At 66.9% G+C, this 24,426-nt stretch carries 21 protein-coding genes and 1 pseudogene; 15 read left to right on the top strand and 7 right to left on the bottom strand.

Translation table 11 applies throughout. The features are described 5' to 3' along the window. The coding region (locus AC3EO7_RS26670; protein WP_435592703.1) for a T6SS immunity protein Tdi1 domain-containing protein at positions 1-429 on the bottom strand (429 nt) is incomplete at its 3' end. Between the two features lie 125 nt (positions 430-554). On the opposite strand from AC3EO7_RS26670, the gene AC3EO7_RS26665 reads away from it, so the two are divergent. Then, on the top strand, positions 555-1,178 hold the full coding sequence (locus AC3EO7_RS26665; protein WP_435592702.1) for a TetR/AcrR family transcriptional regulator: 624 nt from the start codon (positions 555-557) through the stop codon (positions 1,176-1,178). A 40-nt stretch (positions 1,179-1,218) separates the two neighbouring features. Continuing rightward, positions 1,219-2,781: an FAD-dependent monooxygenase gene (locus tag AC3EO7_RS26660; protein ID WP_435592701.1), complete on the top strand. Its 1,563-nt coding sequence runs from the start codon at positions 1,219-1,221 to the stop codon at positions 2,779-2,781. A gap of 636 nt (positions 2,782-3,417) precedes the next feature. Here AC3EO7_RS26660 and AC3EO7_RS26655 read toward each other — a convergent pair. Next, a pseudogene (locus tag AC3EO7_RS26655) lies at positions 3,418-3,789 on the bottom strand (winged helix-turn-helix transcriptional regulator); the annotation flags it as partial. A gap of 77 nt (positions 3,790-3,866) precedes the next feature. On the opposite strand from AC3EO7_RS26655, the gene AC3EO7_RS26650 reads away from it, so the two are divergent. The 12 genes from AC3EO7_RS26650 to AC3EO7_RS26595 all read left to right on the top strand — a co-directional run bounded on the left by AC3EO7_RS26650 (position 3,867) and on the right by AC3EO7_RS26595 (position 11,082). Continuing rightward, entirely contained in the window at positions 3,867-4,835 is a 969-nt protein-coding gene (locus AC3EO7_RS26650) for an NADP-dependent oxidoreductase (protein ID WP_435592700.1), read from the top strand. Positions 4,836-5,374: 539 nt separating this feature from the next. Then, a complete protein-coding gene (locus AC3EO7_RS26645; protein WP_435592699.1) occupies positions 5,375-5,893 on the top strand; it encodes a hypothetical protein in 519 nt (172 codons plus the stop codon). A 5-nt stretch (positions 5,894-5,898) separates the two neighbouring features. Then, complete coding sequence (locus tag AC3EO7_RS26640; protein WP_435592698.1) at positions 5,899-7,110, top strand: SRPBCC family protein; 1,212 nt, start codon at positions 5,899-5,901, stop codon at positions 7,108-7,110. Further along, entirely contained in the window at positions 7,107-7,505 is a 399-nt protein-coding gene (gene gvpJ / locus AC3EO7_RS26635) for a gas vesicle protein GvpJ (RefSeq protein ID WP_431965968.1), read from the top strand. The genes AC3EO7_RS26640 and gvpJ overlap by 4 nt, the downstream gene beginning before the upstream one ends. Next, positions 7,505-8,296: a GvpL/GvpF family gas vesicle protein gene (locus tag AC3EO7_RS26630; protein ID WP_431965970.1), complete on the top strand. Its 792-nt coding sequence runs from the start codon at positions 7,505-7,507 to the stop codon at positions 8,294-8,296. The genes gvpJ and AC3EO7_RS26630 overlap by 1 nt, the downstream gene beginning before the upstream one ends. Before the next feature lie 3 nt (positions 8,297-8,299). Continuing rightward, positions 8,300-8,557, top strand: coding sequence for a gas vesicle protein GvpG (locus AC3EO7_RS26625; RefSeq protein WP_431965972.1), 258 nt, complete (start codon positions 8,300-8,302; stop codon positions 8,555-8,557). 5 nt (positions 8,558-8,562) lie between these two features. Further along, positions 8,563-8,898: a gas vesicle protein GvpO gene (gene gvpO / locus AC3EO7_RS26620; protein WP_431965974.1), complete on the top strand. Its 336-nt coding sequence runs from the start codon at positions 8,563-8,565 to the stop codon at positions 8,896-8,898. After that, the gene (locus tag AC3EO7_RS26615; RefSeq protein WP_431965976.1) at positions 8,895-9,287 is read left to right on the top strand and encodes a gas vesicle protein; all 393 of its coding nucleotides are present in this window, start codon (positions 8,895-8,897) and stop codon (positions 9,285-9,287) included. The genes gvpO and AC3EO7_RS26615 overlap by 4 nt, the downstream gene beginning before the upstream one ends. Then, positions 9,280-10,071 (top strand): GvpL/GvpF family gas vesicle protein, encoded by a 792-nt coding sequence (locus AC3EO7_RS26610; protein WP_431965978.1) that lies wholly within the window; start codon positions 9,280-9,282, stop codon positions 10,069-10,071. Before AC3EO7_RS26615 ends, AC3EO7_RS26610 begins: the two co-directional genes overlap by 8 nt. Then, positions 10,068-10,283: a gas vesicle protein gene (locus tag AC3EO7_RS26605; RefSeq protein WP_431965980.1), complete on the top strand. Its 216-nt coding sequence runs from the start codon at positions 10,068-10,070 to the stop codon at positions 10,281-10,283. The genes AC3EO7_RS26610 and AC3EO7_RS26605 overlap by 4 nt, the downstream gene beginning before the upstream one ends. Next, entirely contained in the window at positions 10,276-10,569 is a 294-nt protein-coding gene (locus AC3EO7_RS26600) for a gas vesicle protein K (protein ID WP_435592697.1), read from the top strand. The genes AC3EO7_RS26605 and AC3EO7_RS26600 overlap by 8 nt, the downstream gene beginning before the upstream one ends. After that, positions 10,570-11,082 (top strand): methyltransferase, encoded by a 513-nt coding sequence (locus AC3EO7_RS26595; protein ID WP_431965984.1) that lies wholly within the window; start codon positions 10,570-10,572, stop codon positions 11,080-11,082. Between the two features lie 262 nt (positions 11,083-11,344). On the opposite strand, the gene AC3EO7_RS26590 is transcribed toward AC3EO7_RS26595, so the two are convergent. The 4 genes from AC3EO7_RS26590 to AC3EO7_RS26575 all read right to left on the bottom strand — a co-directional run bounded on the left by AC3EO7_RS26590 (position 11,345) and on the right by AC3EO7_RS26575 (position 21,854). Continuing rightward, the gene (locus AC3EO7_RS26590; RefSeq protein ID WP_431965986.1) at positions 11,345-12,415 is read right to left on the bottom strand and encodes a serine hydrolase; all 1,071 of its coding nucleotides are present in this window, start codon (positions 12,413-12,415) and stop codon (positions 11,345-11,347) included. Positions 12,416-12,425: 10 nt separating this feature from the next. Continuing rightward, complete coding sequence (locus tag AC3EO7_RS26585; RefSeq protein ID WP_435592696.1) at positions 12,426-16,925, bottom strand: hypothetical protein; 4,500 nt, start codon at positions 16,923-16,925, stop codon at positions 12,426-12,428. Positions 16,926-16,928: 3 nt separating this feature from the next. Continuing rightward, on the bottom strand, positions 16,929-20,774 hold the full coding sequence (locus AC3EO7_RS26580; RefSeq protein ID WP_435592695.1) for a LysM peptidoglycan-binding domain-containing protein: 3,846 nt from the start codon (positions 20,772-20,774) through the stop codon (positions 16,929-16,931). Between the two features lie 462 nt (positions 20,775-21,236). After that, entirely contained in the window at positions 21,237-21,854 is a 618-nt protein-coding gene (locus tag AC3EO7_RS26575; protein ID WP_431965992.1) for a TetR/AcrR family transcriptional regulator, read from the bottom strand. 62 nt (positions 21,855-21,916) lie between these two features. On the opposite strand from AC3EO7_RS26575, the gene AC3EO7_RS26570 reads away from it, so the two are divergent. Further along, positions 21,917-22,801 (top strand): SDR family NAD(P)-dependent oxidoreductase, encoded by an 885-nt coding sequence (locus tag AC3EO7_RS26570; protein ID WP_435592694.1) that lies wholly within the window; start codon positions 21,917-21,919, stop codon positions 22,799-22,801. Here the strand turns inward: AC3EO7_RS26570 and AC3EO7_RS26565 are convergent. Continuing rightward, a complete protein-coding gene (locus AC3EO7_RS26565) occupies positions 22,798-24,375 on the bottom strand; it encodes a serine/threonine-protein kinase (RefSeq protein WP_435592693.1) in 1,578 nt (525 codons plus the stop codon). The two genes, AC3EO7_RS26570 and AC3EO7_RS26565, sit on opposite strands and share 4 nt — an antisense overlap. Positions 24,376-24,426 lie beyond the last annotated feature (51 nt).

Raw genomic sequence — 24,426 nt, 5'->3', positions numbered from 1 at the left:
AAGTTGCTGCGCTTGCGCGACGAGTTCCAGGAACGTCCACAGTTCGCCCGTGTCGTAGGACTCGGGCTCCTCGCTGCCGCCGAGGAACGGGTATGGCGTGGCGATGTACACCTGCTCCGGATCGAGCGGCCCGAGCCGGTCGCGAATCCGGGCGACGTGATCGGTGCGCAGCACGAACGTGGCGAACCCCGGCTCGCGCAGGACCTGGTCGGCGAAATCGGCGGGATCGGCGAACGCGCCGTACCCCTTCGCGGCGGCGCGGTACGGATGCAGCACCGCACACTCCCCGGACTGGCTGTTCACCAGGAACGCGTGCCCCAGGTCGGAGTATCCGAACACGAGGTCGAACTGGGGAAAGTGCGGCGCCCACGCGGGCATCGCCTCGAGCATCGGCCGCTGCGCGATCAACTGAAAACCCTCGATTGTCACGCGTCGATCCAATCAGCCAAGGTGCGAGTTGTCTCGACGGCCCAGACGGTTCCGCACTCTTGCGGCAACAAATCTACCCAAAGCGCAAACTTGCACAATCGGCAACTATTGCTACGGTTGCTGACATGGCGGTGGAGGAAGCTCCCGGTCTCCGGGAGCGCAAGAAGCGGGAGACGCGACTCGCGTTGAGCCGCGCGGCGATTCGGCTGTCGATCGAGCGCGGCTGGGACAGCGTGACCGTGGAAGCCATTGCGGCGGAAGCGAATGTCTCCGTGCGCACTTTTCGCAACTACTTCGCCAACAAGGCAGAAGCGATCGCCGCCAGCCACGTCGAGCGAGCGCTGCGCATCGCCGACGAGCTTCGGACGCGACCGCGTGACGAGCCGCTGTGGGATTCGATCGCCGACGCGGTGCAGGCTCAATACGCGGCGGGCAAGCGTTCCGGCGCCGAGGCCGAGGACGACCGACGGTGGCGTGACGCGTTGCGGCTGATGCTGGCCGAGCCCGCATTGCACGGTGAGGTGGTCAAGGCCAACGCGGTCGCGCAGAACGCGCTGGCGGCGGCGGTCGCGGAGCGCACCGGCACCGACCCGGCGCGGGACGTGTACCCGCAACTGGTCGCCGCGGTGATCGGCGCGGGCACTGCCGTGGCCGTGGAGCATTGTTTGCGCGCCGACGAACCGATTCCGCTCGCGCGGGCGCTGCGTGAGGTTTTCGACCGAATCCGCGCCGGACTCCCTGTCCCGTAACGCTTTCGAACGATCCGTTCTCAGCCGAGGAGTAGATCCGATGAACACCGATGTCGTCATCGTCGGCGGCGGCCCGGCCGGGCTGATGCTGGCGTGCGAACTGAGTCTGGCCGGCATCCGGCCGATCGTGCTCGAGCGCCTGCCGGAGCCGAGCGTCGAGCCGAAAGCGAACGGGCTGCTCGGCCAGGTCGTGCGCATGGTCGACCGCCGCGGCCTTTTCGAGCGCCTGGGCGGCGGTTCCGTTCCGCCGCAGCCGAACTCCGCGTACTTCATGTTCGCGGCCATGGATCTGGACCTGACCCTGCTCGACGACAGCCCGATCTACGCCCTGCCCGTGCCGCAGCGTCGCCTGGTAGCAGTACTGGCCGAGCGAGCCGCCGAGCTTGGAGCCGAAATCCGCTGGGGTCACGAAGTTCTCGGTGTGCGACAAGACGACGAGGTCGACGTCGACGTCGCTAGCCCGGACGGAACCTATCGGCTGCGAGCCCGCTACCTCGTCGGCGCGGACGGCGCGCACAGCGTCACGCGCAAGCTGTCCGGCATCGAGTTTCCCGGTGTCACCTACGATCGGACCACGACGCGATCGGCTCACGTCACACTCCCGGCGACGTCGGTCGACCCCGACACTGGCGCACTCCGCGTGCCCGGCTACGGCACCGTCCGGCCTTTCGCGCCGCACCGCACCGAGCGCGGCGGATTCTCCTACGCGCCACTGCCCGGTCATCCACCGCTGGTGAGCACCACGGAATGGGACCAGCCGCGCACCGACGCGCCGATGACCCTCGACGAAATGCGAGCCAGTATCGGCCGCGTACTCGGCGCCGATGTGCCGCTGGCCGCACCGGAAGGCGCAGGCCCGCATGTGCTGCGCCGGTTGTTCGGCGGAAACACCCTGGTCGCGGAGCGATTCGGGCACGGCAGGGTATTCCTGATCGGCGACGCCGCCCACGTCTACGCATCGGGCGGCGGTCCCGGCCTCAATCTAGGCCTCCAGGACGCGGTCAACCTCGGCTGGAAACTCGCCGCCGAGATCGTCGGCCACGCGCCGCCCGGACTGCTGGACAGCTACGAGACCGAGCGCGGGCACGCCGCCCACCGCATGGTGATGAACGCGCGGGCGCAATCGGCGCTCATCGCTCCCGGCCCCGACGTCGGCGGGCTGCGCGACCTGTTCACCGAACTCCTGCGCGACCGGAACACCGTGCGACGCCTCGCGGATCTCATCGCGGGCGCGGACGTCCACTACGACATGGGCGCCCCCGATGCGCACCCGCTGGTCGGCAGGTTCGCCCCCGACATGGATGTGCGCACCGCCGCCGGAACAGTGCGCCTCGCCGAGCTGGTCAGATCCGCCCGCCCGCTGCTGCTCGACCTGACGGTCGACGCTTCCGCCGCGAAAGCGCTCGCCGAAGTCCGTGCCGACGACCGCATCGAAATCGTCACCGGTGGAACGGAATCCACCGATGTGACGGCAGTGCTGCTCCGACCCGACAGCTACATCGCCTGGGCGTCCTCGTCGGCGAAACCGACCGCCGCGGAACTGGATGCGCTTCGTGCCGCCGTGCGGCGCTGGTTCGGTGAGCCGGTCGGCTCACGACCGTAGCGCCGTCGGTTTCGGAAGATCATTTTCCGTTCGCGGCCGGACGTATCGGCCGGGATGTCATGCAGTGTTGTGCGAATTGATGAAGGGAATGCGTCGGATCTCGGTCATATATCACGAATTGTGCGCGGCGGTGGCGGTTTTCGAGAAATCGTCGGCAAACTGATCGCCATTCCCGCGCATACCGCGGCACTCGCCGCGAATGCCCAGGTCAGCGAGCCCGTCAATAGTGCTACGCCGCAGGCCAGAGCCGTGGCGATAAGAGCGCACAGCACGGCCGTACCGCGCTCCATGCCGATGATTCGGCCGGCTCGGTCGTTCCGTGGGGTCATATTTCGGTATTACCCAGCACGGCTCGTGATCAAACCGTGATTCACGAACGGAGCTGTCGCGGCGCGTGGCGGGAAACCGAAATATGCTGCGCCGGACGCCAACTCGCCGCCGCCGCACCTCGAATCGATGACGGCCGCCCAGTCCCTCCGCACGCGGGCGCGCGATAGTGCACGAAACCGCTGCACGAAGGCTTCCCGCAGCGTCTCGGCCGACCCGAAACCGCAGCGCGCCGCCGGAATTCGTCGCGGTCACGGCCGGTGTACCCGCGCGGCTTTTCACGAGACCGCCGCTATCCCGGGCTGTCGCGGTGTCGTATGCCGCGCGCGCCGTCGTCACCGCGTCCATGTGCTCCTCCGCCCATGCTTTGATCTCCCGCATCAGCGGCACCAGACTCTCCCCGAGCGGGGTCAACGGGTAATCGACGCGCACCGGCACCGAAGGGGTGATGGTGCGGGTGAGCAGACCATCGCGCTCCAGATTGCGCAGCGTCTGGGTGAGCATCTTCTGACTGACGCTCACCAGCGTGCGCGACAGGTCGCTGTAGCGTTGCGGGCCCTCCGCCAGCGCGTTGACGAGCAGACTCACCCACTTGTCGCTGATCCGATCCAGCAGTTGCCGTGCGGGACACCCCGCGAGATAGGCGTCGTAGGCGGCGCGCGCCTCGTCCCGTGTCCGCACAACTCTCCTTCGCGTGCCTACCGCACTTCGAAGTGCGTTCTTCCCATCAGAGAGTAACTCTCCATACGATCGCCGTCATGACGAGCTTGCAGAACGACAAAGAAGCCACGATGCGCGCCGTGGTGGTGCGGACGCCCGGCGGACCGGAAGCGTTGACGGTGACCGAGGTCCCGATTCCGGTGCCGGGCGCGGGTCAGGTGCTGGTGCGCGTCGAGGCCGCCGCGGTCAACCCGGTCGACGTCGCGACACGGACCGGAATGCTCATCGATGCCGGGCTCGTGTCGCCGCGGCCAGTCATCGGCATCGGCTGGGATGTCGCCGGTCGAGTCGACGGCGTCGGCGAAGGTGTCACCGAGTTCGCCGTCGGCGATCGGGTCATCGGCCTGCGCGACAGGCTCGACCTCTCGATCGGCGCCTATGCCGACTACCTGGTGCTCGACGCGGCCGCGCTCGCACCCGCGCCGCACGGGCTGTCGGCAGTTGAAGCGGCGACCCTGCCGTTGAACGCACTCACCGCTTCGCAAGCCTTGGATCTGCTCGACATGCCGCCGGGCGGCACCGTGCTCGTCACCGGCGCGGCGGGCGCGGTGGGCGGCTTCGCCGTCGAACTGGCCGCGCACCGCGGGTGGCGGGTCGTCGCGAACGCGGACGCATCCGACGAGGAATTCCTCCGCGCGGCGGGTGCCGAGTGGGTCGTCCCGCGCACCGACGATCTCGCCGACGCCGTGCGGCGACTCGTCCCCGGCGGTGTGGACGCCGCGGTGGACGCGGCCGTGCTCGGTCTGCCTGTTCTCGGGGCAGTACGGAACCGCGGCACCTTCGTCTCGGTGGTCGCAGGCGCCGCGCCCACTCCCCTGCGCGGCATCACCGTCCGCGAGCAGTGGGTCGCCGCCGACGGGGCGGCGCTCGCCCGGATCGCCGTGCTGGCGGAGAATCGTCGATTGACGATCCGCGTGGCCGAGACCTTCCCGCTGGCCCACGCGGTGAAGGCTCACCACCGACTGACCGAGGGGAAGCTGCGCGGCCGTCTCGTGCTGGTGCCATGAACCGGCGATAGACAGTCGCCGAGCCCCCACGGCGCGGATGACGAGTTCCGCTGACCCGCAGCGCTTTCCGCCGCCGACGCGACTGCGCCCGGTTCGTTCCCGGCGGCGGTGCAGTCGAAGATCGCTCTCGGGAAACGAGATTCACTCCGGGCGGACACTCGGTCCGCCTGCCGGACCGTAGCGCGAGAGGTTGCGCGAGAAACCATCTGGCTATCGCGCGGCTCGCAGCAGGGCTGCGGCAGCATCGACCTCGCCGCCTGTTGCGACGCGGCGAATGACATTCAGGGCCTCACATCGGGTCATTTCAGGTTTTCCCAGCAAGAACGCGGTTACACCCCACTCGTATAGGGCGTAGCGTGCAAGTTTGGGGCCGTTGTGTGATCTGACCCACTTTTGTATACGCGAGGCTATAACTCGACTCTATTTCGCGCGCTCGATGAGAGACGGAGTAGATGGCAAACCAGGAGTGACCAATGAAGTGTGGAGTGAGGATGGCGGCGGGGGTGGGGATCGGATACTTGCTGGGACGCACGCACAAAATGCGATTTGCGCTGATGTTGGTGGGCGCGGGATTGAGCAGGCAGGCGGGGGGCCCGCAGGCGCTGCTGCAACGCGGTGCCTCGGTGCTCGGGTCGTCGACTGAACTGACCAAGATCACCGACACGATTCGCGGCGAGCTGATGGATGCGGCGCGGGCCGCGGCGGTCACCGCCGCGAGCAACCGTATCGATGCCTTGAACGCTCGCCTCCAGGAGCAGGGCGAGATCTCTGAGGTGGACGAGGACGAGCGCCCCGAAGGCGCGGAGGACTATGCCGAAGAGGACTACGAATCCGCGGACGAGGACCGGGAGGACGAGGACGACACCGAGCCCGAGAAGGCCAAGAGGTCGTCGTCGACCCGCGCGCGGCCGTCCACCCGCCGTCGAGCGGCGGCATCCAGCTCCCGGACACCGGTCAAGAAGTCCGGCTCCGGGGAGCGTAAGCCGACGGGTGCCCGACAGCGTCGCGCCCGTGCCGGTACCGCGGACAGCGCGCCGGTACGACGCACGAGGAGGTGATGGTGATGGCCGCGAAAGCTCTAGGAGACGTCACCCGCACGGTCGGCAAGACCGCGACCGGAGCCGCAGGCCGAGCCAAGAAGGCGGCCGCGCCTGCCACACCGCAGGGGCAGTTGCAGGACTCGTTACGGAATCTCACGGAAACCATTGCCGAACGCGCTCTCATGAGGGTTGCCGGCCGGGTAGCCGGGACGGCCGATCGCCTCACCCAGGTGGCTGAAGGCGGCGGTGGCAGCCTGTTGTCGGCGTTGACCGGCGTCGAGAAGCTCGCCGAAGGCAAATCACCGATGGGCGCGGCGATGAGCGCGGGCATGGACAAGCTCAAGCACACCGCCACGGAGAAGTTCCAGGACGTCAAGGAATCCTTGACCGGAGGCAAAGGTAAGGGCAGCGGCGGCAAGAAGCTCAAGTTGACCAATATCGTCGAGCACATCGATGTCGGTGTGCCGATCGAGCTCGCCTACGACCAGTGGACCCAGTTCGCGGACTTCCCGAAGTTCATGAAAAAGGTCCAGCAAGTCGAGCAGGTCTCCGACGAGAAGCTCGAATGGTCCGGCAAGGTGTTCTGGTCCAAGCGGACCTGGAATTCCACCATCATCGAGCAGGTGCCGTTCGAGCGGATCGTGTGGCGTTCGAAGGGCCACAAGGGCTACATCGACGGCGCGGTGACCTTCCACGAACTCACCCCCGATCTGACGCGGATCATGGTGGTACTCGAGTACCACCCGGCTGGGCTCTTCGAAAAGACCGCCAACCTGTGGCGGGCGGCAGGCCGCCGGGTTCGACTCGAGCTCAAGCATTTTCAGCGTCACGTCATGACCGAGAGCGTGCTGCACCAAGACGACATCATGGGCTGGCACGGCGAGATCCGCGACAAGAAAGTGGTCAAGGACGACGAGACCGCTCGTCGCGAGGAGCAGGAAGAGACCGAGGACGAAGAACGCGACGAAGCCGCCGGAGACGAAGAACGCGACGAAGACGAGGACGAGGAGACCGACGAAGACGAAGAACGCGACGAAGACGAAGACGAAGTGCGCGACGAAGACGAGGAACGCGACGAATTCGACGAAGACGAGGAGACCGAGGAAGACGAGCGCCCTGCCCGTCGGACCGCGGCGCGCCGTCGGACCGCGTCGACGAGTCGTCGCACCACGTTGGCGAGCAGGCGCGCCACACCGGCACGCCGATCGACCGCGCAGAGGAGGCAAGAGGCATGACTATCGAACCTGCCGGTGGCGGTGGCGTGGCCACCCGCCCGAACGCTTCGGGCTTGGCCGACGTCATCGACACCATTCTGGACAAGGGACTGGTCATCGACGCGTTCGTGCGCGTGTCGCTGGTCGGTATCGAACTGGTGACCATCGACGCCAGAGTCGTGGTGGCCAGCGTCGACACTTATCTGCGATTCGCCGAGGCCGTCAATCGACTGGAAATCTCCGACACCGAGCCGAAGGGACTGCCTGACCTGGTCGGGGAGGTCGCCAGCGGCGGAGCCAAGCACAAGACCCAGGGCGCACTCGAGGCCGCGGGCGAGAAAGTCCTGAACTTCATGGACGACGTCGAGGCGAGGCGCCAGAAGCAGAGCCGGTCGTCGAGACGCAAGGAGGATTGATGTCCACCGAACAAGCGACCGAAGCGCGAGGAAAAGAAAGCGCTGGGCGTACCGCGGTGTACGTCTACGGCATCGTGCCCTCGGACGTGGAGCCCGAAGAGCATGCCTCCGGTGTCGGCGACCACGGCGTCAGCGTGGTGCGACACGGGGAGATCGCCGCGTTGGTCAGCGAGATCTCGACCGACCGCCCGCTCGGCACCCCTGCCGACATGACCGCGCACGCGGAGCTGCTGGACGGCTCGGCCGCGGTGACGCCGGTACTGCCGCTGCGGTTCGGCGCCGTCATGTCCGACGCGGAGGCGGTGGAGAAGGAGCTGCTGGAAGCCAATCACGACGAGTTCCGCACAGCGCTGGAGGAATTGGAGGGCCGCGCGCAGTTCGTGATCAAGGGTCGCTACGTCGAAAAGACGATCCTGCGGGAACTGCTTGGCGAAACCCCCGAAGCGGCTCGGTTACGCGACGAAATCCGAGACAAGTCGGCGGACGCCACCCGGGACGCCCGGATGGCACTCGGCGAGATCATCAACCAGGGCATCGAGTCGAAACGCGCCCAGGACACCCGTCGGGTGCTCGATGCGCTCGAACCGCTGGAACCCCTCGTCAACGAGCGGACGCCGACCCATGAGCAGGACGCCGTACACGTGGCGGCCCTCATCGAGCTGTCCAAGCAGGGCGACCTCGAGGATGTGTTGGCCGGGCTCGCCGACGAATGGGACGACCGCGTCGACCTATCTTTGCTCGGCCCGATGGCAGCCTACGACTTCGTGATGAAGCGCGCACCGGAGGGCTGACCCGTGGGTTTGCTGTCGTCGATCTTGACGTTGCCGCTCGCCCCGGTCCGCGGCGTGATCTGGGTCGGTCAGATCATCCAGGACGAAGTCGAACGACAGCTGCACGATCCGGCGACCATCCGGCGTGAGCTCGAGGCGATCGACGAGGCCGCGGCGGCCGGGCAGCTGTCCGAGGAAGAGCACGCGCAGGCCCAGCAGGCCGTCCTCGACCGGATGATGCGCCCGAGCGGCGGCACGGCACCACCTGACGGGAAGGGATGATCCGAGTGAGCGCCAGGAAAGCGGACGACGACACCGAGGACGGCGGCGGCCGATCGGATCGATCGGGATCCCGGACGGCCGCACAGGCCGCCGCGGCAGCGATCGCGCAGCTGGCCGAGCTGACCTCGAAGGACGCCGAGGGGGCGACCTCGGCCGAGCCCCTCGAGGAGGGCTGGCTGGTGGAGGTCGAGGTGCTGGAGGACCGCCGCATCCCCTCGTCGGCGGACATGCTCGCGCTCTACGAGGTGGAGCTCGACCTGGACGGGAACCTGTTGGCGTATCGCAGAACCCGGCGTTACAGCCGCGGCAGCACCGACATCGGAGTCAGGGGTACGCCATGACTGTCGTGAACAGCGGATCGTCGGTCCCAGAGCCGTACGGCGCAGGCCACCGGTCGACGAATCTCGGCGACATCCTCGAGCGGGTCCTCGACAAAGGGCTGGTCATCGCGGGCGACATTCAGGTCAATCTGCTCGACATCGAGCTCCTCACGATCAAGCTGCGATTGGTGATCGCGTCGCTGGAGACAGCGAAGGCGGTGGGCATCGACTGGTGGGAGACCGATCCCTGGCTCAACAGCAAGGCCCGTAGCCTCGAGCGGCAGGATCACGATCTCGAACTCGAGAACCAAAAGCTGCGCGATCGGATCGCGGAACTGGAGCAGCGCGATGTCACCCGCAAGCCCATCGAGCGCGCACGCGAACCGCAGGAAGAGCGGGACCGTGACTGACGGCTCCGGAGTGTGGCTGTACGCGGTGACCAGCGCCGAGGACCTCGGGGATGACGTGGGCGACCTGACCGGCGTGGCCGGGGAGGCGGTGCGCACGGTGGTATCCGGCGATCTCGCGGCGGTCGTGGGGTCGGTGCCGCTGGCGGTCTTCGGCGACGAGCCGCTGCGCCGGAATCTGGAAGATCTGGCATGGCTGGAGGCGACGGCTCGGGCCCATGACGCCGTCGTCTCCGCGCTGGCGCGACGCGGCACGGCCGTGCCGTTGCGATTGGCCGTCGTCTTCCTGGACGACGATCGAGTGCGCGGCATGCTCGACGAACGCCACGCGGCATTCGAGTCGGCTCTGGACCTGATTCGCGGACGGACCGAGTGGGGCGTCAAAGCCTACGGCGACCGCGCCGCGCTCACCGCCGCGGTGGCCGAGGCCGATCTGGCCCGGACCGAAAGAGGCGGCGCGGGAACGGCTTATCTGCTGCGGAGGCGCGCGCAGTTGTCGGCGCAGGAAACCGTCGAACGCGACGCGGCCGAGCGCGCCGATCGAATCCACGAACTGTTGGTCCGGCAGGCGGCGGCGGGTCGGCGTCAGCCGGTGACGGATCCCGTACTGAACGGCCGCCGGGACTGGATGGTGCTCAACGGCACCTACCTGGTCGACGACGACCGCGCGGACGAATTCGCCTCGGCGGTCGAGGATCTCGGGAACCAATTTCCGGGTATCCGGCTCGAGCTCACCGGACCGTGGCCGCCGTATTCGTTCGCCGGCGCGGAACGGGAGACGCCATGACGCGCACCGACAGCGAGCGCCGCGTCGCGCTCGTCGACCTGCTGGATCGGGTGCTGGCGGGCGGCGTCGTCATCACCGGCGACATCAAGCTCTCCATCGCGGACGTCGACATGGTCCAGATCTCGCTGCGTGCGCTGATCTCCTCGGTCAGCGCCTTGTCCCCGCTCGAGTCCGCCTCGCACAGCGCACTGGAGCCACCCCCGGATGACTGAGTTCGACGGTCTTTCACCGCGTATCGACACCGATCCCGAATCCGTCGAACGCGGACTCGTCACGCTCGTGCTCACCCTCGTGGAACTGTTGCGCCAGTTGATGGAGCGCCAGGCGTTGCGTCGCGTGGACGACGGCGACCTCAGCGAGGAGCAGATCGAGCGCATCGGCACCACCCTGATGCTGCTCGAGCAGCGCATGGCCGAACTGCGCGACCATTTCGGACTCACCCCCGAGGATCTGAACATCGACCTCGGACCGCTGGGAACGCTGCTCCCCGAACAGTGAATGTGTCCAATTCTGTGGACACGCGAGCTCGGCGACATCTTCGACGACGCCATGACCACCGTCACGAACATGTCGATCCCCGCGATTCTCGCCGTGTACGACTTCCACGCGTTTCGCACGATCGTCGACGTGGGCGGTGGTCACGGTCGCCTGCCGGCCGCGATCCTGCACCAGGCGCCGCAAGCCGACGGAATCCTGTTCGATCTACCCTCGGTGACCGAAGGCGCACCGGCGCTGCTGAACGAGCACGGCGTCGCCGACCGCGTCACCATCGAATCGGGATCCTTCTTCGACACCGTCCCCGCGGGCGGCGATGCCTACGTCCTCAAGCACGTCGTGGAGAGTTTCGACGACGCCGAAGCAGTGCAGATCCTGCGCAACGTTCGCAGCCGGATCGCACCGGAAGGCCGAGTGCTGCTCATCGAAATCGTGCTTCCCGAGGACGATTCACCACACTTCGGCAAGCTGCTCGACATGGAGATGCTGGTGTCGGTCTGCTGCTCGGCCCGCTGATGCTGACGCCACGCATACACCAGGGCGGCGATGACGGACAGCCAGGCCGCAAGCGCGGTCCACGCACCGGCGGAGATGTCAGCCATATTGCGGGCCAGGTCCTCGAGCCAGACCACGCACCGCAGTAGACCACGGTCCGGCCGTCGGGACAGCATTCGTCACCCCGGGGCGACTGTATTTTGCTGAGACGTGGTTGCTGGTGGGAAAAGCAGAGACTGAATCGCCTTACCGGGCTGACGGGAGATTGCCGTCGACGGGCTGGTCAGGGGCCGGCGAGGAACAATTCGATGGCGCGCTCGACGATGAAACCCATGGCGAACACGGAATCGTCGTCCTTGAAGGTGTTCTGCCACACCGCGATGAACCTGCGGTCGGTCCCCATGTGCTCGACCACCGTCCCCTCCGACAGCACGGTCCTTCCGTCCTTGAGGGGGCCGCTGCCGATCTTGGTGTGGGTGACGGAGAAGTTGCGGAAGGGCAGTTGCGGTCGCCGAGTCTTGTCCATGAACGAGGGGTCCGCGCCGGCCGACGCGGACACCTGCAGGTGCGCGCTGAAGTCGTCGGAGCTGGCCGCATCGACCAAGGTGCCGTTCAAGATGTGCGCGTACATGTTCGCGACATCGAAGGTGCTCGCCCCCTGGGCCGTGTCGACGTCGTTCACGCACGGAATCCGCACCGGTGGAAAGGCTCCGGTGAAGGTGCCGCCCAGCCAGATTCCGTCTCGCGCAGGTGGGAAGAAGAATCCGCCGGCCTGCAACGTGCCGTTGATCCAGCTGTACCCGAGCGCCTTCACACACTCCGCGGCTGCTGCGTTGTCGCTATTGACGATCATCCGGCGCATGTTGGTGCGGAAGGTGTTCGTGAAATCGGCAACGAGGCCGGCACCCGTATCGCCGGCCGTGAAAATCTGGGTGTACTTGGGCACCTTCATGTCTCGGGTGATACCCGGCGTGCTGTTCACCTGAGGTACTGCATCCGCGATCGTGTCGTCGAAACTGGCCTTCACACCGTTGAACAATTCCGCCGCTGTCCCGGGAGACTGCTCTGCCGAGAAATCGTTCACCTGCTTGCGAAGCTGAAAGGCTGCGTACATCGCGGCGACCTTGAGCAGGCTGGCGGAGAAGAAGGTGCGCCCGAACGCCACCCCGCCGTGCTGGAAGCTCGTCGGCGACGTCGTTTCATCCACTGCAACCAACGAGATCGCGGTTCGGAACGGCCGCTCGAGGCTGGGGAATTCTACAAGTGCCTTTTCGATCGCGGTTTGCAACGACACCGTCATCACCGGGTCGTCGGCAAGCAATGTCTCGAACGGTGTGGGAAATGGTTCTGCCACGGCTTTCTCCTTACAGTGCGATGTGATCCGCATAGACCAGCCGCTCGGTGGTAGACAGCGTCTGCTCACCGGGCTTCGGGTCGGCGGCCAGCTTCTCGAACTCCTCGACCAGCACACGCAGGTCGTCCGAGGTGCCCGGGGTGAGCAGCTGCTCGGCGGGCTCCAGTTTCAGCACGCCTGTCCAAGAAGTCTTGAACGACGTCGCGTCGACACCGGCCAATTCGCAGTCCACGGAACGGACGTCGGTCCAATCGAGGTCGGACTTGGCGCCCGCGGCTCGCGCCTGCAGGGTCGCCGTCACTCGCCGCGACTTCGTCAGCCCTGTCCGCAGCGACGCGGTGTCGGTGGGCTTCACCGGCTTCTCGGCGCCCGGCTCGGCCGTCACGGCGGTCACACCCGTGACCGTGACTCGGACTTCGTCGGACTCCGGCCGGCTCAGCGTCGCGATCCGCTCGGGCGCAAGCTGCACGAAGTCCGTCGCAACGATCTCCGAGAACTCCATCCCGACAATCGAATTGGGTTGATACCGAGCCATCGACAGCCGCAGGAACGGCCAGACCGCATTCCCCGAATCGAGGATCACATCGACGAACCACAGTTTGCGCCCGTCGTGGAACTCCGGCCGGAACATGTACGCGTTGACGACCTTGTCCCGATCCGCGAACTTGTCCGACTTGCGTTGCCTGACGACATGCATCACGGGCCGGCCCGGCTCGCCCAACGGTGTCAACGCCAGCTGTGCGGCACGTTGCTGCCATGCCGGAAGGACGGGTACCTCATAGGTGTTCGTCATCTTGGGTCCGGCGATGATCGGATCTCGCGCCCACAGGCTGACCTTCTCGTCCGGCGTGAGTCCCGGCTCACCGGTGGTGAGCACGGCCAACAGCTCACCGTCGCCGCTCGAATACCACCCGCGCTCGAGCCAAATGCGGACTCCGCTGCGACGGATCCGCCGGATCGCGAACGGATGCTCGGGCTCGGTCGTCTGCTCCCACATGAACATCGGGATCACCGAATGCACCACCGGAAGACTGGGCCGTGCGCTACTTGGGATGTTCACCGCGACCTCGTTGCCGCCCGATGCTTCGTCGTCGGCCGCCGGAAGTTCGTTGGGCAGGAAGAACTCCCGATAGCGCGACGTGCCGAACAACCGATAATTGACCGTGCGTGCCTTGGTGTCCGGCAGCTTGTGGATGGCGGTCCGTATGTTGACCTCGCTGCGCCGCTTCCCCACGTTTTCGGCATCCGGCTGCAAAGTGAGCATCGAGTACCGCTCGTGCTCCTCGATCCGATGGTCGACGACGATCTCCTTCGACGTGGAGACCTTGGGCTGCTCGCTGGCCGGATCGTCGATCAGATCGTCCCACCGGGCACGCAGTTCGACCTTCTCGGTGCTGGCCCCGTGAACGTCGATCACACCGTCGAGATTGGCGGTCGGGATGTTCGCCGAGCGCGGTTCTGCGACCAGGCGCGTGATCACCGGCGGCCGCGCCGGCCGCGCGGTGGCGTGCACCAGGCGAAGCTTCTCGTCGGGGGTCAGCCACCACAACCAGCCGTCCCGGGCGGCGTGTTCGAGCGTTTTCCGGTCCGCCTCAGGTACATTCGGATCCTGCACCGGATGTAGCTTCCACAGCGCCATCTTCTCCAGGTGCTCGGCATCCAGTGTCGTGGAGAACGCCACCGCCACCTGCTCACCCGGGGGTAGGCCGACGTTGATCACGTTGCCGTCCTGCTTGGCGTCCAGCCGCGGAGCGTTGTGCAGCACCAGACGCAGAGGTTGCAGCTCCGGCCACTGGCCGGAGTACTGGATGACGACCGACTGCAGCACACGGAGATTGGCCATGCGGTGGTCCGCGCCGGACTCATAGAACACCAGCGCCACACCGTCGGCCATCGGGTCCGGCAGATAGGGCAGCACGAGATTGTCGACGTCGTGCACGACGTACTGGCCTTCGGCCGGCTGGCTCTTCGGTCCATTCGGAACCTGAAGGTCGTCGAGCGTCACCAGATCGGTCGCGCCCGGAGTGGCCAGCAGCGCCATCCCCGGCTGCGTGATGGTTCCGGTGGGGGAGTTCAGGTCCTGAATCCGGGTATTGAAGAGGTTGCCTCGCTCCTTGAGCGCGACGGCATATGCGCGGGTGTGATTCCCGGCCCGCATCAACGCGTCGAAGCGTCCGTCGAGTTCGGCCTCCATCTGGCTGCCCTTCGGCGGCACCACGTGACGCTGACACAGGCCGGGACTGCCGACCAGCCCGGTGCGGATGACCATGCGCTGCAACGATTCACCCGGCGTGTACGCGACCCGCGGAACCAGCGTCGGCGCCGGGATCGGGTCCCACCGGAAGAACGGTCGCGGTGTGCTCACCGTGTCCGGATCACCCGAGTCGCTGAAGAGCCCGGCCAGCTTCTCGGGTTCGATGTCCAACTGCGGGTTCATCCGCCCCGACAACGCGTGCTCGACCGCCGACGCCGTCGCGCGTTCGATCTCGCCGGGCACGCCTTCGGGATGCGGCGCCCGAGTCTGCGCGAGATCGGTACGCAGCGTTACGAACACGCCGGCCTCTTCCCGTTGCCTGGCATCGGCGCGCAGCACGTCGAGATGGGCAGACGCGGCCGCAACCATCCCGTCCGCCGGCTCACCGGTGGAGAGAGGATCCATGGGAACGCTGTTGCCCGCCAGGTCGACTCCCGAGATGCGGAACGAATACTTCCGCCCATAGCGCAGCGCCGGAAGCGATTTCGTCTCGGCGGTCGACCGCACCTCGATGCCGGGTGGCTGGCCGGATTGGTCGGTGACGTCCTCCGGCTTCGCGGTGACCTCTTCCCTGCCGTTGCGGTGGATGATCATCTTCCCCGGCCGCGGCGCCGAGAGGCTCCAGCCATCCCACCCTGCGAGCACCTCGTGGATGTAGTACGGGTTGTTGGCGTTGCCGGGCACCCGATTCATCGGCGGGTTCTGCAGGTAGCCGACGTCGCGGACGCCGTCGAGGATGGACTTGTCGTCGAACGACGCGCGCACTCGCCGCTCGTGCAGGCTATGCCACATCGTGGTGACGTCGTCCCACACCTCGACGCGGTTGCCGCGATGCAGCCCCTCGAAGTGGAATTGATGCCGCGTCTGCGCGGTGCCGGGCACCTCCACGACCGGGTCGAGATCTTGGGCCTGTTGCAGCCGGACCCGAAGGTCGTCGGGCCGACTCAGCTCGGCGAGGCAGAATCCCGTCGCCCGCAGTGCTGCCGGGGCGAATGTTGCCGGATCCCCGTTGGCCTCGGTCGCCAGCGCCCGCACCACGTCGCGCAGCAGTTGCTCGAGGGACAGCCCGGCCGCATCGGGATCCAGATCCATCACCCGATACCGCTCTGGGTCACCCAGCCCGAGACGCCCGACGCGCCACCGGTCGCTGGCCGGCTTGGCCAGGAAGCGTGAACCCACTGTCATGCAATGCGTTTCGGGCGACAGGTACTCCTCGGCACCGTCGACGATCACATCGCACCGGATCAGGGTGGCGTTGCGCAGGGCATCCAGATCCTGCACCCGCACGTCGACGACGAAGCCCAGCTTGCGGGCGAGGGTGGGAACGTTGGCCGTCGACGACGCCCGTTCGTGGAAATCCGGGGTGTCGTGCGGTGTGCGCGGCGGTTCTGGCTGGCCTGCGACGGGCTTGTCCTTGTACTCCTTGGCCTCTTCCGGCCGGTTGTAGTATTTCTGCGCGGCGTGCACGTCGGCCAGCATTCGCTTCATGGGACTGTTGATCAGTTGCGGTTCGGCTAGCAGGCGGTCCAGGAACGCGGTGATGTCTGCATCGAGCGTTCGATCGGCGAGCAGAAGTTCGATGGGGGAACGCCAGGGTTGCGGCGTCACGACATCGAAAACGTGAAGATCGGGACCGGCGTCGGGGTCGAAGATCGCCGGTGTCGGACGGGGCGGATCGATCGCCGCACGGGAGGCGTTGTCCTGGCCGACGGTCAGGTCGTTCCGGTGGCCGGCGACGGCCTCCGGATAGCGGCTCAACGCGTCGATCAGACCGTTGCCGGGCCTGGCTTCTCTGAACACGTCGAGTGTCGCTTCGGCCAATCGATTGCCGGCGACGCTGGGACGGTTGACCGGGCACGAGCATGCCGACGTGTAGTGCGCGTCGAGGGCGTGGTCGCGCATTCTGTTCGCCGGGTACGAACGCCATGGGGTCTCGGTCACGACCGGCTTCGGGAAATCGCGGACCTTGGTGCTCGCGGGAAACGCTGTTGCCCACGCGGATTCACTGGGCGGCACGATGCGTGGATCGGGATCCGGATTCAGCAGCGGCGTGCAACTGATGGCCGACGGGCTCGAATCCGTGTGCAGCCGGAACGTCGCCTCACGCAACGACTTCACCCAGTTGACCATCACGGCGTAGTCGGCGAGCGTGCCGCCGCCCTCCAGCCGATGAGTGAAGTACAGCGAAATGTGGAATGGGTCGTTCGGGTCGACCGAGTACGGCAGGACGGTCGTCATCACCCGGGTGGTTGCCATAACCTACGCTCCGATCGCAAAGGATGAGAAGTACTGATCCCACATCGCTAGACCACCCTCGGTCGGCGGCATGATCATGGTCAGCGTCGGATCTCCCTTGGAGCCGGCCAGTTTTCGTTCGCAGGTGATTTCGACGGACGCGGAAAAGAACGCGATCTCGATCTCGACCCGAAGGCTGGCCCGGCCGACGAGCTTGCCCGAGGCAAAGTCATACGTCAGTGACAGCTCGAGGGTGATCGACGCCGACGCGATGCCGAGCACCTCGACCTCACCGCGGATGCGGAAGTATCCGGTCAGCTGGCCCTTTTCGCCTTCGAGCCGCAAAAACACGCCGATCATCACAGACACCGAACCCGAGGCCACGCCGAGGTCGACGCTCAGCGACGCGCCGGCCTCCAGCCCCATCTCGAGCATCACCAAGCCCTTGGGCGCCAAGCGGATAGCGACCCATCCGCCGCCTCCGATCGCCATGACCGTCAGCCGGAACGGGGATTCCTTGCTGCAGAAGCCGAAGCCAACGGTGACGGCCTCGCCGAGGAACGGCACCCGGCAGTCAGCCGACAGCGCGATGTTTTCCAGCGTGAACACACCAACCGCGACGCTGGGCAGCGCGAGCTCGAACCCCGCGGTGGCGCCCGCCGGGGAGATGTCGACGTACGGCGGGTCGGCGAAGCCGTCGAACGGGATGAGTCGGCGCAGTTTCTCGATGAAGCCAAGCGCTCCGAGGAACTCCAGCTTGTCGAACTGAACGTCGACCTCGGGTTTGCCCCCGGTGGCGACACGGAAACCGATGCGGCTGAACGTCATCGACATCAGCGGTGCGCCGGGAAGCAGCTGCAGGCGGAAGTTTCGCAGCTGCGCACTGACGTCGGACTGCGGGTCACCCTCCTTCGGGACGCGGACCTCGACGGCGATCGTCAGGGCCTGGTCCGGCCTTGCGGGAATGAACACGCGGTTGTCGTCGCCCGGCGCCGGTCCCCAACCCTTGATCGTCGGCGTCCACTCGTACCGGACCGTCGACCCCTCCAGCGGATTCTTCAGCGCCTCGATCAATTTGTTGCCCTGCGCGAGTGTCAACGCGCTGTCCAACGCCTTGTACGGCCGCTCGATCAGCGCGCGCAGATAGGCAGGCAGGAACTGGTTGGCCGTCAGTGCCTTCACCTCACCCAACGCTTGCTGAAGCTCAGACGGCAGGTTTCCGGCGGAGTTCGCTTCGCCCTTGGCGATCTTGATCAGCGAATCGACCAACGGTTGAACGGGTTTGGCGGCCAGCTTGTCGATGGCGAGCTGCGTCTGGTTGCGCAGGGCCTGCAGCCGCTGTTCGGCGCCTGCGGTGGTGGCCGCCGCGATGTCGACGTCCAGCGTCGCGCGCGCCTTCTGGAGCCCGGCGACCAGGTTTGCGTAATCGGCGCCGACGGAGCCGATGAAGTCGAGTTGGTCTGCGATGAGCTTCGGGGCCTCGCTGAGCGGACGGCCCTCGAGCAGGATGTCTTTCAGGTCGAACAGACCGAACAACTTCGGCAGCGCTTGGCCCAGGAAGGCGCCGGGATTGAATTTGTTGTCCTTGATGCCGTTGGGTGCGCCCTTGTCACCGACCGCACCCTGTGTACGCGAGATCGCGTTGATCGCCACGTTCGGCTCGACGAATCCGCCGCCGCGGTCGCTGCCACCGGAGAAGTTCAGCTTGTTCTCCTGGTCGAGGACCAAGAAGATCTGCGCCGGATCGTCGTTCTCGAAGCCGGCGGCCGTGTACGCGTCCTCGTACTTGACGGCCACAGGACCACCGCCCCGATTCACGGTCGCCAGAGCGGGAATCGTGATGTGCGCCTTCACCATCCACGGCGTGCTGGTGAGCGGGAAGGGGTCGCCGGTGAGGTCGAGGAACTGTAGCCGAGCCGTGGTGTCGCCGGGGGTCTTCGCCTTGGCGAAAGCGACCTCGACACCGCCCACGTCAATCGACTTGTGTTTGGCGATTTCGTCATTCCACGTTGTCAGCGCGCCCCCTGGGGCACCCTCCGGCACGGCCACAAGCGCTGTCGCCATGGTGATCACGCGGTCCGCCCAGTCGACGGCGGTGATCTTCCACAGATACTGGTCGGCCCCCACTTCGGGCACGAAAGACGTCGTCGCCGGGTCGGGCGGTTGGTTGATGTCCGGAGACACCAGCGGGTCGATCGATACCCTCTTGAACGGCAGCCGGTTCAGTCGCTCGTTCTCGTAACTCCTCGTGTGCTCGCGCAGCACAATGAAATAACGCTTGAACAGGTGCGCCACCTGATCACCGTCGGCCGCCTTGATCCTGCGCTCGGTGAGCTTGACCAGCGTGCCGCGGTGTCCGAACGGGAAGAGGTAGATCGGTGTTTCGACGCGGACGTAGCTGTCGCGGCCCATCGGCGCCAGATGGCGGTACGCCGACAAGTGAAACCCGGTGTACTCGGCCGACCGCGGCCACGCCACCCGCCAGTCGACCCACGCGCCCAGCGCGGAAAGGAACAGCTTCTCGACCGTGAGTGGTTCGGGCTCGATGACCGTCTGGCCGTCGTTCGGCTTCGGATTCGCGGTCTGCCGGACAATGGCCCTTCTGTCGGCCGGCGTCAGCGAGCCGTAGTCGGGGTCGGCGGCCTGGGTGTCGTCGTCGTCCCGCGTCCACACGGCACGGACCGTTCGAAGCTTGTCGTCGTTCTCGTCGACACCGACGAACTTGCCGTCGACAATCCGGCGCACTCCCAACCGGGAGTGCCACAGCTCGACCCGGTTGGAATCGCTTGGCGCCGTTGCGGCATCGGCCGCGTGGGTGAAACCGCCGTTCACGTCCGGCGAGACGATCAGCCGATACGGCGCCTCGATCGCCGTCTGGTCGTCTTTGGGTGCCGCGGGCGGCACCAGCGCCTCGGGTGGTCGCTGTTGGTTGGCCTCCAGTCGGGGCACCGCCAGCGGCGGCACCCGCAGACCGAGCGTGCTCAACGCCTTCAACACCCCGGACACGGTGAACGGAATCTCTGTCTTCTTGTGGAGTTCGAACACCACGCGCGAATCGGTGGCGGCGCGTGCCCGAGCAACATCAGGGGTATTGGGTGGCTGGTGCAGCGGATCGTCGAGCGTTGCCTCTTCATAGATGTTCTGCGGGCCGAAGGTGACGATCAGATGTGCGTTGTCGGTAACGGCGACCAGACGGGTAACCGTTGGCGGCGGCGGGGGGCCGCCGATGCCGGGGATGACAAGGACCTGGCCGGGGAAGATCAACGACGGGTTGGCGATGTGGTTGGCGGCGGCGATCTCGCGATACCGGAACGGGTTTTCGTAGAAGCGCTGAGCCAGATCCCACAGCGTGTCCCCTGCGACTACGACGTGCGTCACCGGCGGAGGAGGCGGTGGCGGGCCTGGCCGCCGCGGAATGATCAGGACCTGGCCAGGGCGGAGGAGGCTCGGGTTCGGGATATGGTTGGCCTCCGCGATCAGCCGATACAACCGGCCGTCGCCGTAGTAGTGGACGGCCAGATTCCAGAGGTTGTCGCCGTGGACGACAGTGTGCCGCGCCAACGGCTCCGTGGGAGCGGCCCCGTCGGCGACGACCCGGCACCCGATCGCGACGCACTGCACGTTCAACAGGTCCGCCGGCCGCAGCAACCGGAACTCGACCGGGTCGGGCGGTTCTTGCGGGTCGGGACCCGGCCCAGGATCCGGCGGCGTGAGGTCCGGAATCCGCAGCACCTGCCCCGGGAAGATCCGGCCGGGATCGGCGATGCCGTTCGCTCGGGCAATGATCGGAAACTTGTTGCCGTCGCCGTAGAACCGCTGCGCGATGCCGAACAATGTGTCGCCACGGATGACGGTATAGAAGCTGTCCATCGGCCCCTCCTGCCCTGCCGGTCCTCGCCGATGGCGAAGCTACGCGCGACGGAACACGTTTGACTTGAGTAGTGCGCTACTCGATTTCGGCGACGTAACGATGTGGAGTTCGTCGAGCACTGGTGCGTGCAGGTCGGGACACGGGCTGTGCCGGGTAGTCCGTTGCTCGGCCTGGCCGGCCTGTGCCTCGGACACACCGCTCGGCGTTTCGGGCATCTCAGCGAGGAAGCCCCTTGCACTGGTGAAGTCACTGACGGCGCGTGCCGAGGCCGACCCGTCGGACGTGGACGGTCGGGCCCTCGACGGCTATGACGACGTCCGGAGCTTCCTGCACCTGTGGTGAGGTGCGGTCAGGCGGCGTTGCCTGCCGCGGATGACACGACTGACGGCCTAGGTCGTCTTGCGAAGTAGGTGGTCGTGGGGTCGGTGTGGGCTGTCGTTGGGGCCGCGATCCGTTCGACGTCACCGATCCGTGCGAACGGCCTGTGTCTCGACACAGGCGACGGCGGCGTCGAGCGCCGCCTCCAGCGGAGCGGGTTCGCGCTGGGCCCGGGAGACGAGCATGCCACCCTCGTAGGCGGTGACGACGACGAGCGCCAGGCGGTCGATATCGGCGTCCGGGCGCAGTTCTCCCGCATCGCGCATGGCGGTGAGGCCGTCGGCGACGGCGGCGGTGAGGCGGCGTAATCCGGCGGCCACCAGTTCGAGGAGTTCCGGGTCGGTATCGGGGATGTCCTCGGCGAAGGAGGCCAGCGGACACCCGGTGCGACAGCCGGTCGCGCGCGCCGCGGCGACCACCGCATCCCGCCACGCGCGCAGATCGTGTAGCGAGCGCATATCGAGCAGCCACTTGTTGGCGATCACGACCTCGGTGCTCGCTTGGATGACCGCCGCGAGCAGGTCCCGTTTGTTGTCGAAGTAGTGATAGAGCTGCGATGCGCTGACGCCCGCCTCGTGCTGGATCGCCTCCATCGTGGTGTCGTGCGCACCGTTCGCGAGCATCAGGCGCGTGGCGGCGTCGACGATCCTGGCGCGGCTACGTAGTCCTTTGGCGGTCAGGGTGTCGGGGGACGCGGGCATCGGACTTCTCCGGACTCGATTTTGGTATTGTCATTCCATTCTGTGCTCCGAGAATAAGAGCAATGGACACAACGAATCCATTGAGGGTCCCCTCGGCTTCGACCGCACTGGTGACCGGAGCGACCGGCGGTATCGGATTTTCGGTTGGTCGCACGCTGGCGCGGCTCGGCTGGACCGTCCTGGTGCACGGGCGCAGCGCGGAGCGTGCGCAAGACGCGGCAGCGCGCATGGGCGACGTGCCGGGCGGCCTGATTCCCGTCGATGCCGACCTCGAAACACGTTCGGGGGTGCGGCGACTGGTCGATCAGGTGCACCGCGCCGCGCCGGACGGCCTCAGCGTCCTGGTCAACAACGCGGGCGCCGCGTTCGATCGGCACGGCCTCACCGTGGACGGCGTCGAACGGACCGTTGCCGTCAATCACCTGGCGGTCGCCGGACTTACTCGCGGCCTCGAATCGCTCCTGAAACCGATTGGTGAACAGGGGAATTCACCAGCGCGGGTGATCATGATGACCTCGTACCTGGAAGCGCGGGCCCGCCCGATCCAGGACTGGGCGCTTCGGGGAGAGTGGACGCAGATGCGCGCGTACGCGTCGAGCAAACTCGCCAACCTCGCCTACACCTACGCGCTGGCCGAACGGTGGCGTGACCGGATCGCGGTGTACGCGGTGGATCCGGGGGCCGTGCGCACCGGATTCCAGCGCAGTGCGGGCGGTCCGCTGCACCTGATCGGCCTCGTCGGCGCACCGTTGATGTCCTCCCCCGAGCGGCCCGCGCGCACGGTGGTCGCCACGGCCACCCGCCCCGCCGCACACCCCAGCGGCAGCTATATCCGTGCGGTCCGCGCCGTGGACACCGGACGTGTCGAGCTGTCCTCGGCCCGCTCCCGCGATCGTGCCTACCAACGCGACGTCTACGACGCCACCCAGCGCTTCCTGGGCGGCTAGCGGATGGGCACGATCACGCCCGAGGTCGTCGGGCCGCCGTGCAGCTCCAGGTGGCTCGGAGCGTCCTGTTTCTTGTCGTTCTTCTTGTCGTTCTTTTTGTCTTTGCCCGGAAGGTCGAAGGCCAGCCGGATCGTGGCGGTGCGGCCGGGATCGAGCGCGATCGGGTCGGTGCCGGAAGGGTTGAGTTCGGCGGTCGCGGCGACCTCGGGTGCGACCGAGCGGCCACTGGCGGTGACCAGGCGCTGATCAGCGACGGTGAAAGCCTGCTGGTGATCGGACACATTGGTGACCGTCAACGTCACGATGGTGTACGAACCGCCCGCGGCAGCCGAGCCGCTGATGGGCACGCCGGAAACCGTGTCGGTCACGGTGAACGCGAAATTTCCGTCTCGCACGGTGCCTGCTGTGTCGAGGGGCGGTGCCTCGGCCGGAGAGGGCAGCGGAGCGGTCGTCGCCGGAGCGGCGGCTTCGGGGGTCGTCGTGTTCGGACCCGGGGCGGACCCGATGTCGATGCCGCCGGCCAGCAGCCACAGTGCCACCACGACGACGGCGGCTGCCCCGGCGGCGAAGGCAATCCACCTCGAAGGGCTTCGCCGATGATCGGGCTGTGGCGCGGGCGGGAATGGCGGGGACTCGCGTTTCTCGGTCGCCACTTTCTCGGTCGCTGTCGGGCCCACAGCGGTCATGACGAGAGTCGCGGGGCGCGTATTCGACGCGGCCTGGTGCAGCACCGGTGGGGGTGGTCGGGCCGGCGCAGGCAGGCCGAGGGCCTCGCGTGCCGCGGCGGCGAATTCCCCCGCAGTGGCGTAGCGGTCGCGCGGATCCTTGGCCATGCCGCGGGCGATCACGGCGTCGAGTGCGGCGGGGACGCCAGCGGCGGCACGCGAGGCCTGCGGTGGTGTGGAGACCAGGTGCGCGCGCATCTGCTGTGCCGGATTTCCGTCGCCGTAGGGCAGGCGTCCGGTGAGGGTTTCGTAGAGCACGCAGGCCAGCGAATAGATATCGGAGCGGGCGTCGAGCGTGCCGTCGAACCGTTCCGGCGCCATGTACTGCAACGTGCCGACGACCTGGCCGGTGCCGGTGATCGCGGTGCCATCGGCGCCCCGGGCGATGCCGAAGTCGATCAAATAGACGAAACCGCTGGTGTGCTCGAGAATGTTGGCCGGCTTCACATCCCGATGAACGAGCCCGGCAGCGTGCGCGGCATCCAGTGCCTCAGCGGCCTGGGCGATGACCTCTACAGCCCGGTCCGGTGCGAGCGCGCCCGACCGCAGCCGCGTGGCCAGATCGACGCCCTCGATATAGGCCATCTCCAGGAACAGGTGCCCCTCGACCGCACCGAAGTTGCGAATGGGCACGATGTGCGGATTGCGCAACTGCACTCCCAGCCGTGCCTCTCGCTCGAAGCGACGCTGATAGGCCGGATCCGCCGAATACGTCGTGGACAACACCTTCAGTGCGACGTTGGCACCGCCGCGGTCGCGCGCCAACCACACCTCGCCCATACCGCCACGCCCCAGCAACCGTTCGAGGTGGTAGTTCCCGAACGAGCCGCCGCCGCGCTGCCCGGACATACCCCGACCATATCGTCCGGAACACACCGACGCACGACCGTGACAGAGCGC

The sequence above is a fragment of the Nocardia sp. bgisy118 genome (genome assembly GCF_057708605.1).
The sequence above is the reverse complement of the archived record's forward strand: the minus strand, read 5'-3'. Positions and strand labels throughout refer to the sequence as shown.